We start from the raw sequence: 14,235 nt of genomic DNA on the forward strand, positions 1-14,235 counted from the left end.
AATACCTCATATATAGAAAAAAGGGGGATATTTCTTTGAAAAAATCAAGTTTTTTTCCTTTTTGGAGTATTATTCTTATATTTTTAATTCTTTCTTTTTCAGATTATCAAAAGATTTCGGCAGCCTCTTTGTTGCCTAATCCTGATACGATTGTTGTACCTGATAGAAACCCTAGAGTTTCTTCTGGCTCTAACGGTAACGGTTCTTGGGGTCAACGATTAGATAACAATAATTCTCCTACATTGAAGAATCTAAATATATATTCTGTTAATGAGCCTATCGATAGTAAATATGCTTTTGCTCCTATTCTGACTTCAGATACAAAATATTACATTGTTAATTCGGACGGAAAGGAATCCTTATTGAAAGGTTCAAGAGTCCCTACCGTCAGAGGATCCGGGGGACCAGTGACATACCGTATATCTAATGTCGGGTATTATAAAGGACAGAGTGTGGATATCCTTACTTTATTTGCGGAGAATAAGAAGTTAAACGGAAACGTTAATGTATCAAATGCGACTCAACGTCTAACATTGGCACCTGTTGGTGATGATGCTAAATTTATGTACACGAATATTAATGCATCGGCACTTTCTTACATTAATAATAATGTTATGTATGTTAAATCTAATACAAAGGATTCCATGAAGAAAATTAGCGGAACTATGAATCATGGTAAATTATCTTATCCTAAGGCCGTTTATATGGATCCTGATGTTTTTCAAGGGAGAAGAGTACCTAATTCTGCGAGAACGGCATCTGGTAGTCAAGTCGGCACCGGCTATTCAGATCTCTATAATATAAATTCATATAATAAGGGAAGTCTTTTTATTACGGCTAATGAGCTCGGTGGATATGAGTATAAATATAATAATTTTTCGGAACTATATACATCTTCAAGTAGTAGTATGAATGTTACTTTTTATATGTTTGATGGGATTGCTTTTTATAATGTTCAAACAACATCAGCATCTCCAATACTACTTGCTTCACCTGATGTAATTGGAACCACTAATGATAATTCTGATAAAGGAAATAAGATTAGTTGGAATGTTGTTCAGGCGTTTCCATCACAACCAAGTGATACTCATTTAGATAATTATGTTTTACATTTTAAGATACCAAGTGATTTAAATTCTAATGATGTTAGTTTAAAAATTAAAAATTCAGCTGGTACAGATGTTACTAGTGACTTTAATATAGAAAAGGACAATAACGGCAATTATACCGCTACTGCAAAAAGCTTATCGGCTTTAGTTAATAAACAATATACATTTACATTTACTGGCAGAATAACGAAGGATCAGTTGGCAAATGAAAACTTTTTGAATAACTATTTGGATGCAAGTAGTAATGATCCTCACTACATTAAAATGAACGGTGAGGCCTATTCTACATATGGTTTAAAAGGGAACAATTATGTCACCAAAAATGATGATGGATCAGCGACATCATCGGCTAATTCTAAAATGGTTATCAATAGTTATAAAGTCGAACCAGAACTTAGTGGATCAATGACTGGAGGAACATATCATGTAGATAATAAGGTTTCATTTTCCTGGATAGCACAAAATGGAAATTCAGATGCTAAATGGGGAGCTTTAGTATTTAAGATCAATATTCCTGAAGGTCTAAATATTGATCTTAGTTCGTTGAAGCTTAAGTTTGGAAGCAAAGCAGCGTATTCGGTTCTAAAATCTAACTATGATTACGACACTTCTAGCAGATTACTGACAGTTCGCTCAAACGATAATTTGTATATTAGTACAGGAGCAGAAACGTTGACTTATGACACAACAATTGATATTGCTGTCAGAGGTAGAACTGTTTCAAAAACAAATACAAGTGTCACTGGTACAGATATGAATGCTTTTTCTAAACCTGGTGATGCTAAGCCAACGATTTCAACTGATATCTCTTCTACTTCATTTAATGTAGAATCGGATAACTTTCCGAGTAGTTCATCTTTTGATAAGAATTTTAAAAATACTACGGAGAGTTCTAGAGGTGATAGTAAAAATAAAATAAATGATGTATTGAATTTCACCTTAACTGCTCAGAATAAAGGCAATGTAAAAAAAGTTAGTGAACTTAATTTCATAAATTATATGAATGATCCATACTATCAAGTATTTGTTTCATACGATCCTTCAGAGAGTTGATAGTGCAGGATTTAATAAGTTAGGAAACAATGCTCTTATTGAGTTTATAGGACCAGGAAAATGGTTGATGAATGCAAATGGTTATGGCCTTAAGTCAGGTGTCTATTCTGGAAAATAACGTGGAGCGCTATTGATGGAATTTCCAATAATTAATTAAGTAGATTTAAAAATGTTATAAAAACATATAGGTAGGTAATAGAATTATTTTGACAGTAAAATTAAAATAAGGATGTTACAGGTATTGAGAGTCTGGAAGAAATTACAAATAAAAGAAGATTCGGAAATTGATTTGATTTCTGAATCTTCTTTTTTGTGTACATGAATTTAAAATGTCTTTGTTAGTTATTGAAAATTAGAAATAGAGTTGTTTTCAATAGAAGAGAAAGTTATTCTTTAAGAAACTGATGAACTTACTTTTTCAAGTTAATAAAAATAAGTGATTTTCTAATTTTAAAATGTTGATATATCAGTCTTTTCTTAGTGTTCCCCATATACATGGGGATCTTCAATTAAAAAAAGATGCCTATGTCAAAACACTGAATGCTTTGATATGGGCGTCTTTTATTGTGTAATGTGTCGTTGATGGAAAATACCGAAACCTTTAATTGCGAGGCTAGAGATACCAACTGACATGACAGCTAGTAGGAAGGAAATTAAATCGTTTAAAGCAAAGTTTCCTAAACAAACTAATCCATCAATAATGAATAAACTAATATATTTATCAACACCGAAATTCTTGTGGATGATCATTGGAGGAACTGTTGTCCCACCACTAGACATGTTGAGAGTATAAAGGATAGCTAAACCAATTCCAAAAATGATACTTCCTACTATAATAGAGATTACTCGATTATTAGGAATCAAATTGTAAACAGGTGTGATATATAACAAGAGGGGAAGCATGAAACTTCCGATTGCTAATTTAACGGTAGTTTGTCGATCTAAATGTATGTAAGCCAGTACTAACATCACAATATTTATGAAAAGAACCGAGATGAATGTTGGGATTTTCCACCCTGCCTGTAGCAAAATAGCGATACCTGTAGCACCGCCAGCCGCTATACTATGCGGTTCGAAGAACATATTAAGACTAAATGCGATAAGTTCCAAAGCAACTAACATTATTAGTAGTTTTGCGGACGTTCTCTTTTTATTCTTCATATATGTACTATATCATGAAGATAGAGCCATTAGCAATAAAAGTACTCAATACCTAAAAAATAAAATAAATAATTATATTTCATAAGTATTACTAAAATTACATTCTGGCCTTAAATTGTAACTTTGTGGTTGCTGTCATGTAATACTGGGCTGTTAGTATAGCACCATAGCAAATGAGAGCTAAACAAATTTAAAAATTAAGGATGTAATTAATTCATGAAAAAAGTTTTATCTATCGCTTTATTAAGTACAGTAGTATTAGCAGGAGTATTCACTTCAACAAATACTGCTCAAGCCGCAGTTTCAACTGGTAACAACCAAGTTAAAGTTGAAAAGGGTGACTCTTATAAGAACATTGCTGAAGCTAACGGAATTAGTATTTCCGCACTTGAACAAGCAAACGGCCGTGAAGTTGGCGGATTTGACTTGATTTTCCCAGGAGATGTTATTACATTACCTGGTTCAACAGCAACAACTACAACTGATAATACAAATACACAAGCATCACAAAATGTATTACCAACAACACAAACATCAACAGATACTACTACACAAGCATCAAATGATACACAAAATACTGATACTACAACAACACAAGATACAAGTGCTCAACAAGCAACTACACAAAACACAACGGATAGTTCACAAGCTACAACACAAGCTGCTTCTACACAAACAACAAGTACAACATCATCAACAGCTAGTGGTACATTTAAAATTAGTTTCTATGATCCATCTGTTTTAGGTTCAAATATGGGTTACGGTGGTGTCGCTGCTAATCTTTTAGTATTCCCTAAGGGTACACAATTAAAGATTACTTTAGCAGACGGAACAGTATTGTACAGAACTGTAAATGATACAGGAACATTCGCTAATTCAAACTCACAACAATTAGATGTTGCTATGCCTAGTTCATCAATTCCTTCATATGGTGTAACTACAGCTTCAGTTGAAGTAATTTCTTAATTACTAAAAAATATAAAGACAATTGCAGAAGTCTCTCTATTAATTTAGAGGGACTTTTTTAATAAATGTTTAATTTTTCTAATATTATTTAGTGTTAGAAAATAAATTTATAATTTTTTTATTCTTAAAAAAATATAGTTTATTCGTTATAAAAGTTGTCACGGTAGACTTGATCAAAGGTTGTAAAACGGGCATTTTACTAAATGCCATGTTATAAATGACACTTGGCATGAAAACATAAAATTAGAAAATTAACTGAAAAAACTTATTTTTATTGATTGACAATTTAAAAATTAGATTGTATTATCAAATCATCAATTAACAAAAGACATTTATTAAACAAAGTGATCGGGGGAAGTAATTCAACCTCGTTAGTACAGAAAACCTCTATTTGCTGAGATGAGGGCGACGACTTGAATGAAAATGACCCGTGATTGGTGCGCTGAATCCTTTCGGATAAAGATGCAATGGTTGGTACCCTTTACAGTACACGCGTATAGAAATTTTGTACGTTGTTAAGGGGATAAGTGTAAATTTATTCCGAATTAGAATGGTACCGCGCAATAGCCGCTTCTAAACATGAACATAGTCTGTTCATGTTTGGAAGTGGCTTTTTTGTTTTTATAGATATTTTTGGTTAGTTAAGAAACAAGTAAGGTGGGAAAAAAATGAGTAAATTTAAGAATTTGGGTAAGGTAATCCTATTAGCTTTTACAGCATTATTTATTTTCGTATTAGCTGGTTGTGGTAACCAAAATAAGGAACAAACAGTTAAAGTCGGAATCAATCCTTCAGATGCTGCAATTTGGAAAGTGGTAAAGAAAAATGTAAAGAGTGAAGGTATCAACTTAAAGGTCGTTGAGTTTAATGATTACAATCAACCTAACACGGCTTTGGTCCAAGGGGAAGTTGATATCAACGCTTACCAACACACATTCTTCTTAAATTCATGGAATAAAGCACATCATTCAGATCTAGTATCAATTGGTAAAACAGTTATTCAACCAATGTCTCTATATTCACACAAGATCACAAAGCTTAGTCAATTGAAGAACGGTGCTAAGATCGCCATTCCTAACGATGCTTCTAATGAAGCCCGTGCATTACAATTGCTAGAAGCTAATGGACTTTTGAAACTTGATAGTGGTGTTAAATTACCATCAACAAAGAACATCAAAGAAAACAAATTGAATTTGAAGTTCACAACACTTGATGCTGCACAAACAGCTCGTTCATTGGATGATGTTGATGCCGCAATCGTTAATGGTAATGTTGCTAGTGATGCCAAACTTGATCCATCAAAGGCTGTTGTAACTGAAAAAGTTAATAAGAAGTCACAACCTTGGATCAATATCATTGTTACTCAAAAGAAGAACAAGGATAACAAGACTTACAAGAAAGTCGTTAAAGCATTCCAAACGAAATCAGTTGCTAAAGAAATCAAGAAGGTTTACGGCGAAAGTGCTGTACCAGCTTGGAATAAGTAAAATGTTTTAAAAATTTGAGGAGGTTTTCATATGTCAAAATTATCAGATCCATTAATTCAGAAGTCGATTGAAGATTTAAAGCAATATATCGCACTACCATCCGTTTCAGCAAAGAATCAATCTATTACTGAGACAGCCGAATTCCTTAAGAATTTACTACAAGACTTTGGAGCAGATGCAACAGTTTGGGATGAATATGAATATCCAGTTGTTTTCGCCGAAATTAAACCTAAGAAGCCAAGTGATACCACAATTCTTATTTACAATCATTACGATGTTCAACCGGAAGAACCAGTAGAACTTTGGAATTCAGATCCGTTTGAATTAAAGATCACTGATGACAAGTTCATTGGACGTGGAGTTTCTGATTGTAAAGCTGATTTGATCAGTCGAATTACTGCTTTGAAGATTTATCGTCAAGAACATGGTGATTTACCTTGCAACATTAAGTTCTTAGTTGAAGGACAAGAAGAAGTTGCTAGTCGTCACTTAGAAGACTATTTGAAGAAATATTCAGACAAACTATCTGCTGATTTGATAATTTGGGAATCAGGATACAAGAATGAAAAAGAACAATTTAATTTCACTGGTGGTAATAAAGGGGTTCTATGTTTTGAATTAGAAGCTACTTCTGCCAATATTGATCTTCATTCATCATTTGCCGCTGTAGTTGATTCAGCTACATGGAGATTAGCTCAAGCATTAGATGCTTTGAGAACTCCAGAAGGTGATATTAAGATTCCTGGTTTCTACGATGATGTTGTTGAACCTTCTCAAAGAGAAATTGATTTAGTTAATAAAGCTACTACACCTGATTTGAAATCTAAGTGGGACTTACAAGTACCATTATTGAAGAACAAATCAGTTAATTACAATTTGACATTTAATCCTACTATTAATATAGAAGGAATTAGCAGTGGCTGGGAAGGCGAAGGAGTAAAAACTGTTACTCCTAAAGCTGCCAAGGCTAAATTGGAATTCAGATTGGTACCTAATCAAGATCCACATGATCTTTTTGATAAGTTAACTAAATATTTGAATGATCAAGGTTTTAAAGATATTAAAGTTAAATATCTATTGGGTGAAAAAGGCTATCGTTGGGATCTAGACAGTCCAATTGTTAATAAGTTAATTGGAACTGCTGAAGACTTCTTTGGAGGGGCTGATAAGGTTGAAGCATTACCATCAAGTCCTGGTACTGGTCCAATGTACTTATTAAATGAATATACTCACGCTTCAATTGTTTCAACTGGTGTAAGTTATTCTAAGGCTGGCAATCATGCCCCTAACGAAAATATTAGAATTAAAGATTACCTAGACTTCATTGATTTCTTTGATCAATTCTTAGGTAAATTAAGGGAGTAATTATTATATGGCAGAACAAAATGGGATAATTCAGCTAAAAGATATTGATGTTACTTTTCATAATGAAGGCAAAACAATTGAAGCTGTGAAAGACGTTTCGATTAACGTTAACAAAGGTGATGTGTTTGGTGTTATTGGATACTCTGGTGCCGGAAAAAGTACTTTGGTTCGTGTAATTAATTTATTACAAAAACCAACTTCAGGAACAGTTGTAGTTAATGACCAAAACTTAACACAATTGAGTGCTAAGGATTTACGTAAGGCACGTCGTAATATTGGAATGATTTTCCAACACTTTAATTTGATGAATTCATTAACTGTTTATGGAAATGTTGATTTTCCATTACGTGATTCAGGACTAAGTAAAGCTGAACGTAAACAAAAAATTGATAAATTATTGGATATTGTTGGTCTATCTGATCGTGCTAAGAACTATCCATCACAGCTATCAGGTGGTCAAAAACAACGTGTTGCGATTGCTCGTGCTTTAGCAAATGATCCCGAAATTTTGATTTCAGATGAAGCTACTAGTGCTCTAGATCCAAAAACTACCACTGAAATTTTGAATCTACTAGGACGTTTGAATGAAGAATTAGGTATCACAATCGTTATCATCACACATGAAATGGATGCTATCAAACAAGTATGTAATCGTGTTGCAGTTATGGAAAATGGTGAATTGATTGAAGAAGGCAGTTTGCTATCAATCTTCGGTAACCCTAAGCAACAACTTACAAAAGATTTTGTTAATACATCTACTCATATTGGTTCAGTTCTTGATGAAATTAGAGATAGTGGAATTGTTGATAAACTTTCCGGTCGTCTGATCGAATTGAATTATATCGGTGATTCAACTAATGAACCAATTGTTGTTGAACTTTATAAACGTTTCCAAGTTGAAGCTAACATTCTTTTCAGTAATATTGAAAGATTACAAAGTACCACAGTTGGAATTATGTTATTCGCTTTGACAGGAGACGATGACAAAGTTGAACAAGCTATTCAATACTTAAATAGTTTAAAAGTTAATGTTAAAGAAATATCTTTAAAGAAAGAGGGCGAATAATTCATGGCAGATTTAGTAAATAAATTTCTTCCTAACGTTGTAGCTAATTGGGAAGGTGACAATGGTTTCGTAATAGCCATTTGGCAAACACTTTATATGACATTTGTCAGTGCATTATTTGCTGGAATTATCGGAATTATCTTAGGAATTCTGCTAGTTGTAACAGCTGATGATGGAATTACTCCACATAAGACTTTTTATACTTGCTTAGACAAGTTGGTTAACCTATTCAGATCAATACCATTTATTATTCTATTGGCTGTTATTGGACCATTTACAAAGTTGATTGTTGGTCAAACAATTGGACCTACTGGTGCTTTAGTACCGTTAGTTATCGGAACAGCACCATTCTTTGCTAGACAAGTTCAATTAGCTCTAGTTGAAGTTGATCACGGTGTGATTGAAGCTGCTGAAGCAATCGGTCTTTCACCAATTAAAATTATTTTTAGAGTTTACTTGCGCGAAGGTCTACCAGAATTGATCCGTTCAGGAACTCTAACAATTATCAGTTTGATTGGTTTAACTGCCATGGCCGGTGCTGTTGGTGGTGGTGGTCTTGGTAACATGGCCATTTCTGTCGGTTATCAAAGATTTGAAAATGATGTAACTATTGTATCTATGTTATTTATCTTAGTTTTAGTGTTTGTTATTCAAGGACTTGGCGATTTTGCCGTCCGTAAACTTGAACATTAGATAACAAGTTGATCGGAAAAGTAACTTATTGAATTTTGTACAGAAAGCCTCAGGTGCTGAGATGAGGACAAAGCAGTAAGTGAAAATGATCCGTGATTGGTATCCCTGAATTTTTTAAGGGGTGATGGCCGGTACCCATTATCGTACACGCATGCAATGCATGTTATTAAGGAAAGCAGATGTGAATTTGCTTTTAAAATAGAATGGTACCGCGCAAAAGGCGCTTCTATCTTAGACAAATGATGTCTAGTTAGGAGCGCCTTTTTGTATATAGGGATTTAAATATGAGGAGGAGTTTCATTATGAAAAAAAATAAAATTAAAGCTATATTTTTGTTAGTTGTTGCCACATTCAGTTTGTTTTTGTTGGCAGGTTGTGGAAGTAATTCTTCAGCCAGTTCAACTAAAGAAAAGACTGTAAAAATAGGTATTACAGGGTCTGATGATGAAGTGTTAAAAGCTGTTGCTAAGAAAGTTAAAAAAGAGGGTATCAACATTAAAATTGTTGAATTCTCAGATTACAGTCAACCAAATACAGCCTTGGATCAAGGGGAAATTGATTTGAATGCCTTCCAAACAGTTATTTTCCAAAATGACTGGAACAAGAAACATAAGACACATATCGTTTCAATCGGTTCAACCGTAATTGCCCCAATGGCTCTATATTCAAAGAAGATCAAGAAAGTTAGCCAAATCAAGAATGGTGATAAAATTGCCGTTGCCAACGATGCCACAAATGAAGCCCGTGGATTAACATTACTAGAAAGTGCCGGCTTGATTAAGTTGGATAACGCCAAAGTTCCTGGTTTAAAAGATATTACAGAAAATAAATTGAATCTAAAGATCACACCATTAGATGCTGCCCAAACAGCTAAGTCAATGGATGACGTTACAGCATCAGTAGTTAATAGTGGAGTTGCTAACGATTCAAAACTAGATCCTAAGACAGCCGTTTATAGAGAAAAAATCACAGCCAAATCAAAACCATATGTAAATGTTATTTCAGCTAATAAGAAAGACAAAGATAATCCTACATACAAGAAGATTGTTAAAGCATATCAATCAAAAGATATTGCCAAAGTTATTAAGAATGAATTCCACGGATATGAACAACCAGCTTGGAATTATAAAGTATTGAATTAGAGGGTGGAGAATGACGGTTAGATTCTGAGCATTTGCCTAAGAACTGGAATTATCCGCCGTACCTGCGGATGATTTCAGCTCTGTAGCAAAGCACAGGAATCTGTCATTCGGAACCCGTTTTAAATTAGAGGGTGGAGCAGGCCTGCTTAGATTCTGAGCATTTGCAGGACTTTGCGAATTGGCTGCGGGGCAGACAGTTTGTGAAGTCAGGCAAAGCACAGGAATCTGGCCTGTGGAACCCGTTTGCTGCATACTTGAGGATAAAAATAAATACCACAATCCCCAAAGACCAAAATTATCAAATTACCGAGTATCAAAAGAGAGGGCTCCAAACTACCACCAAAGAATAGAACAACTACCACACCAAAAAACGTCTAGAATAATTTCTAGGCGTTTTTTGTAACGAAAGATAACACATTTCACAAAATTTATTTTAAAATGGAGATAACAAGTAAAGCAAAGTCAGGGATATATATGAAAGATTTAGGGACGGTTATTAAAGAACTGCGAAAAGATAAGAAACTTACACAAAAAGAATTAGCAGAGGGTATTTGTGCTCAATCGATGTTGTCAGCTATTGAAAATAACGTTTATGTTCCTAATGCTAATTTATTGATCAAGTTAGCTACTAAACTGGAAGTAAGTTTGGATCAAGTTAGTTTGGCAACTAATTTTCCTATCAGTTCAAAATACAATTTTAATGATAAAGTGGATGACCTTTGTAATAATCATCAGTATCAGGAATTATATGATTTTTTGATGCAGGATAAGGTTTTAGATAATTTAAAAACCAGTTTACAAATGCAAGCTTATTACTATTATTTAGGGGTAGCACAGATACAGACTAATGCTATTTCTGAGGCTAAGCAGTCGTTGAATTTGTCGCTGGCAGAGGTCAATCCTAAACATCCCAATACTTTAGGACGTCTGGCTTATATGGCTATTGGTTATGTTCATAGTCTGGAAAATCAAAAAGATTTAGCGGAGGAATATATTAATAAAGCCTTTAGAAATTGGGATGAATTTTCTTATGAGGAAAATCAAAATGCTCTTTATTATTTAGCTGCATTGATTTACTTCAAATTAAATGATTATCAAGATTCGACTGCCTATATAGCTGACGGAATTGGTTTTATTGCAAAACACAATTCTCACTATATGTTGGCTAATTGTTATTTTCTGTTGGCTCGTTTGGCATTGGTAGCTCACAACGATGATGAACGTCTGGAAGCTAATAGACGTAAGGATTTGTTTACAGAACTATACGGTGAAAATATTTTTGAAGAATTTTAAAATATCAGAATACTGATTTTTAATTAGAGACCAAATTTCGTAAGATGACTCCATAAATTAGATAGGGGATGCTCTTATGAAAAAATTATTTACTAATAGTATTGAAATCAACTCTAATCTTAAAACGGTGACGGATATTTTGGTGAATGCTTTTACCTTGGCTAAATGGAATTATGCCATTTCAGAAGTTACTGAAGTGAGTGTTAACGAATTTGCAATTCATCGAGATGAACCTGCTATAAATCAAGATGAAATTATGACTGTTGAACAAAATGATAATGAAGTAGCTTATGTAAGTAAAGGCGGAAAACTAGAATATCAATTAACTTTTCAGACTTTTCAAACTAACAATCATGTATTAGTAACAGAGAACTTTTACATCTTGAATGACTTTAGTTTGCCGGAAACTTTAATTTTACCAATTACTAAAAGAGCCTTTAACCAGAATTTGAAAGCATTGAAAAAAATGATTGAAGTATGAAAAAAGCGTGGTCACTTTTGAGTGATTACGCTTTTTGTGGTTGATATTTTCCGTGAATAACGACCTTCATCCCTGAAGGAACATTTTCATAGATCCATTTACAGTCGGGAACAGATAGGTGGACACATCCATGAGATGAAGGTTCTCTACCTAAAGTCTTGGCGATTGATTTAACATAAGTTCCTTGTTCATCGGTTGGTGTTGTGTGGAAAAGGTATTCACCATGATTCAAAAAGGAAACGTAGTAGTATGCTCCTAATTTCAAAGGTGCTGTGTAGAAGAAATCACCACGCTCGTTTTGAATATGGTAAGTTCCTCTAGGAGTCGTATCATGCTTACCGGTTGATGAGTACATCTCATATAGATTGGTTTTGCCGTCTTTAATGTAAACACGTTGAGTCGTGATATCGACATCAATCCAGGCTTTAGGATATTTGTATAGATCTGGATATTCTTTTTTTTCGGAAGCACTGTTATATTTGAAATTTTCTAACTTCACCATATGTTTATCATCTTTAACATTTAATGGCGAAGGAGTTTTTTTCTTTAATTTCTTCTTAGCCTGCTTTTTTTTGATGACTTGTTGTTGAGCCTCAGCCTGATTTTTTTTAGCTGAAGTATCTGAAACATGCCAAACAATTATTCCCAATATTAAAACTGAAAGTGCGGATAAAACAATAGTATAAATTTTCCTACGATTCATTAAAAATTTCCCCAAACGTATATAATTATATTTATATTATACATGGCTTGTAGAAAAAAGCACTGTAACTAAGTAATACTTTTATGTGACATAATTGTAAGTTTTATGTAAGCAATTTAAATGTACTTATTTTTGAGAATAGATTAAGATGAATTTAACATAACAAAGGGGGAAAGCAATTATGCATATTCCAATTAAACGTTCCAACAATGATAGAGTACTTGCCGGAGTAATCGGTGGATTAGCTGAGCATTTCCAATGGAATTCAACCATTGCTAGAGTATTATGGGTTATTTTAGCTTTGACACCTTTACCAGGAATTATCGGTTATTTAGTACTCTGGTTACTAATGGAAAATCCAGAAGATTAAATTAAAGGGGGAGAGTACAGTGCATATTCCAGTTAAAAGATCTAAAGATAATCAAATATTAGGTGGAGTCATTGCCGGATTTTGTGAGAATTTCGATTGGAATCCAGCAATTGGTCGAGTGTTGTATGTTATTTTAGCCTTGACCCCAGGTTTCCCAGGAATCATTGTTTATTTAATACTTTGGATGATAATGGAAAAACCAGATATGAATTAAAAGAAAAGCTCAGTTTAGTAATCATCTGTGATGATCGCTTTACTGAGCCTTTTTATGTAAAACTAATAAACGGAAACTTTCTTTTTATCCCTGCCAAGACGTTCAAACCTTACAACACCGGCTTTTAAAGCAAAAAGTGTATCATCACTGCCGCGGCCAACGTTAGTTCCGGGATGAATCTTGGTACCTCGTTGACGGTAGAGGATAGATCCAGCCTTTACTCTTTGACCATCAGCCCTTTTTGCTCCAAGTCTACGGCCAGCTGAATTACGGCCGTTGGTAGTAGAACCTCCACCTTTATGATGGGCAAAAAATTGTAAATTCATTTTTAACATAATATTTCTCCTCGTATTTTAATAATCTCTTTGATTGGTAGAACGCAAAATCACTTCATTTATGCCAACGTTATCAGGAGTATTGATGGCATAAATAACGGCATTTGCTACATCCTCAGCTTTTAGACCAGTTTCTTGTTCACTCTTTAAGACGTCGGCTTTTAACTTTTTATCACTAATGGTAGAAGCCAATCCAGTTTGAGAATGTCCGGGTGAAATCAAAGTTGATTTGATACCATTACCGACTTCTTCCACACGTAGACCTTCCATGATAGTTCGCATAGCAAATTTGGTGCCAGAATAGACAGCAGAACCGGCTCCTACGAAATGACCTGCTACGGAATCAGTTGTGATAATGTGACCATTGTGTTGTTTTTCCATGATTGGCAAAACATATTTAATGCCATATAGGGCACCTTTTAAATTAACATCAATCATTCTTTCCCATTCATTTGATTTACCATCTCGGAGTAGTGAGACGGGCATCAATCCGGCATTATTAAATAGAACATCAATTTTATGAAAATTGGTAATGGTGAAGTTAACTAAGTCTTTAATATCAGATTCTTGAGTAACATCGGTAACTTTATAAATGGCTTTAATTTTGAATTTTTTTGCCAACTCATTTGTAAGTTCTTGTAGTTTCGTTTCGTTTCTGGCTGCTAGAACTAGTTGTGCACCATTCTCAGCCAATTTAGTGGCAGTGGCTTTTCCTATACCACTTGAAGCACCAGTAATAATAATAGTTTTACCTTGAATATTTTCCATAATTAATTATTTGAGACCTATAACCTTTC

Annotated in this window: 15 protein-coding genes and 1 other annotated feature; of the genes, 11 read left to right on the forward strand and 4 right to left on the reverse strand. The window is 33.9% G+C overall.

The window, feature by feature from the left end:
• The first annotated feature begins 35 nt into the window (after positions 1-35).
• Positions 36-2,162, forward strand: coding sequence for an isopeptide-forming domain-containing fimbrial protein (locus tag ATN92_RS16150; protein ID WP_056951726.1), 2,127 nt, complete (start codon positions 36-38; stop codon positions 2,160-2,162).
• A gap of 561 nt (positions 2,163-2,723) precedes the next feature.
• Here ATN92_RS16150 and ATN92_RS16155 read toward each other — a convergent pair.
• Complete coding sequence (locus ATN92_RS16155) at positions 2,724-3,323, reverse strand: YitT family protein (protein ID WP_082604498.1); 600 nt, start codon at positions 3,321-3,323, stop codon at positions 2,724-2,726.
• 216 nt (positions 3,324-3,539) lie between these two features.
• Here ATN92_RS16155 and ATN92_RS16160 point away from each other — a divergent pair, with 216 nt between their 5' ends.
• From ATN92_RS16160 to ATN92_RS16195, 8 genes are all read left to right on the forward strand, one after another.
• Positions 3,540-4,289: a LysM peptidoglycan-binding domain-containing protein gene (locus tag ATN92_RS16160; RefSeq protein ID WP_056951729.1), complete on the forward strand. Its 750-nt coding sequence runs from the start codon at positions 3,540-3,542 to the stop codon at positions 4,287-4,289.
• 668 nt (positions 4,290-4,957) lie between these two features.
• On the forward strand, positions 4,958-5,776 hold the full coding sequence (locus tag ATN92_RS16165; protein WP_054643280.1) for a MetQ/NlpA family ABC transporter substrate-binding protein: 819 nt from the start codon (positions 4,958-4,960) through the stop codon (positions 5,774-5,776).
• Between the two features lie 30 nt (positions 5,777-5,806).
• Positions 5,807-7,141, forward strand: a complete 1,335-nt coding sequence (locus ATN92_RS16170) for a M20/M25/M40 family metallo-hydrolase (protein WP_056951731.1) — start codon at positions 5,807-5,809, stop codon at positions 7,139-7,141.
• A gap of 7 nt (positions 7,142-7,148) precedes the next feature.
• A complete protein-coding gene (locus ATN92_RS16175) occupies positions 7,149-8,207 on the forward strand; it encodes a methionine ABC transporter ATP-binding protein (RefSeq protein WP_056951733.1) in 1,059 nt (352 codons plus the stop codon).
• A gap of 3 nt (positions 8,208-8,210) precedes the next feature.
• Positions 8,211-8,900 (forward strand): methionine ABC transporter permease, encoded by a 690-nt coding sequence (locus ATN92_RS16180; protein WP_056951735.1) that lies wholly within the window; start codon positions 8,211-8,213, stop codon positions 8,898-8,900.
• Positions 8,900-9,131 (forward strand) — a binding site (T-box leader). (Overlaps the previous gene by 1 nt.)
• An 86-nt stretch (positions 9,132-9,217) precedes the next feature.
• Positions 9,218-10,042, forward strand: coding sequence for a MetQ/NlpA family ABC transporter substrate-binding protein (locus ATN92_RS16185; protein ID WP_411762956.1), 825 nt, complete (start codon positions 9,218-9,220; stop codon positions 10,040-10,042).
• A 474-nt stretch (positions 10,043-10,516) separates the two neighbouring features.
• Positions 10,517-11,335: a helix-turn-helix domain-containing protein gene (locus ATN92_RS16190; RefSeq protein WP_056951741.1), complete on the forward strand. Its 819-nt coding sequence runs from the start codon at positions 10,517-10,519 to the stop codon at positions 11,333-11,335.
• Between the two features lie 76 nt (positions 11,336-11,411).
• On the forward strand, positions 11,412-11,816 hold the full coding sequence (locus ATN92_RS16195) for a hypothetical protein (RefSeq protein ID WP_056951744.1): 405 nt from the start codon (positions 11,412-11,414) through the stop codon (positions 11,814-11,816).
• Between the two features lie 25 nt (positions 11,817-11,841).
• On the opposite strand, the gene ATN92_RS16200 is transcribed toward ATN92_RS16195, so the two are convergent.
• A complete protein-coding gene (locus tag ATN92_RS16200) occupies positions 11,842-12,519 on the reverse strand; it encodes a L,D-transpeptidase (protein ID WP_056951746.1) in 678 nt (225 codons plus the stop codon).
• Positions 12,520-12,700: 181 nt separating this feature from the next.
• On the opposite strand from ATN92_RS16200, the gene ATN92_RS16205 reads away from it, so the two are divergent.
• Together ATN92_RS16205 and ATN92_RS16210 are read left to right on the forward strand one after the other, a co-directional pair.
• The gene (locus ATN92_RS16205; RefSeq protein WP_056951748.1) at positions 12,701-12,889 is read left to right on the forward strand and encodes a PspC domain-containing protein; all 189 of its coding nucleotides are present in this window, start codon (positions 12,701-12,703) and stop codon (positions 12,887-12,889) included.
• A 19-nt stretch (positions 12,890-12,908) separates the two neighbouring features.
• Positions 12,909-13,103: a PspC domain-containing protein gene (locus ATN92_RS16210; RefSeq protein ID WP_056951750.1), complete on the forward strand. Its 195-nt coding sequence runs from the start codon at positions 12,909-12,911 to the stop codon at positions 13,101-13,103.
• A 62-nt stretch (positions 13,104-13,165) separates the two neighbouring features.
• Here ATN92_RS16210 and rpmA read toward each other — a convergent pair whose 3' ends face one another.
• Positions 13,166-13,438 carry a 50S ribosomal protein L27 gene (gene rpmA, locus ATN92_RS16215; protein ID WP_056951752.1) on the reverse strand — a complete coding sequence of 91 codons (273 nt, stop codon included), beginning with the start codon at positions 13,436-13,438 and terminating at the stop codon, positions 13,166-13,168.
• A gap of 18 nt (positions 13,439-13,456) precedes the next feature.
• Entirely contained in the window at positions 13,457-14,206 is a 750-nt protein-coding gene (locus ATN92_RS16220; RefSeq protein ID WP_056951754.1) for an SDR family oxidoreductase, read from the reverse strand.
• Between the last annotated feature and the right edge of the window lie 29 nt (positions 14,207-14,235).

The sequence above is a fragment of the Companilactobacillus bobalius genome (assembly GCF_009764355.1).